The sequence below is a fragment of the Anaerovibrio sp. JC8 genome (assembly GCF_002100115.1).
GTDB lineage: Bacteria > Bacillota > Negativicutes > Selenomonadales > Selenomonadaceae > Anaerovibrio.
On record NZ_ANBM01000030.1, the window covers coordinates 1 to 560 of the forward strand.

Genomic DNA, 560 nt, shown 5'->3' on the forward strand with positions numbered 1-560 from the left:
AATATCAAATATCTTGTGCCGCCCCAAATACGGAAATGTGATCCCCAGCTGGCGGATACACTTACGGATATCGCTAAAAGTAAAAGCCGCTCTGTAGGGGCCATACAGAAAGCGGATTTAATTCCCGGGGCAATTTATTATGATGATTACCTCACCCTTGATGGCCGCCATGAATGGCATCAGAAGGCCTTGAAAAGATTTGAGAATGTGGACCTTGTGTTTATGGACCCGGACAATGGCCTGCTGGTCAAGTCCGTGGGCAAGGGCTCGGTCAGAAGCATTAAGTACGTTTTCTACGAGGAAGTGAAGGCTTTTATTGACTCCGGAAAGAGCGTCTTGGTCTATAACCACAGATGCAGAAAGCCGGAGAAGAAGTATTTTGATGATATTAAAGATAGGCTTTATGATAATGTCAAAATCAATAAACGCCTGATACAAGCGATAACCTTTTCCAGGGGAACCACACGGGATTATATTGCCGTCCCCGCCAGCCAGGAGCATTACAATATGTTCCGGACTGCATTTGCTGATATGAAGGAAAGTATGTGGGGAAAATTAGG

At 45.2% G+C, this 560-nt stretch carries 1 protein-coding gene; it reads left to right on the top strand.

The genetic code is table 11. The features are described 5' to 3' along the window. The coding region (locus D081_RS12775) for a hypothetical protein (protein WP_085024488.1) at nucleotides 1-560 on the top strand (560 nt) is incomplete at both ends.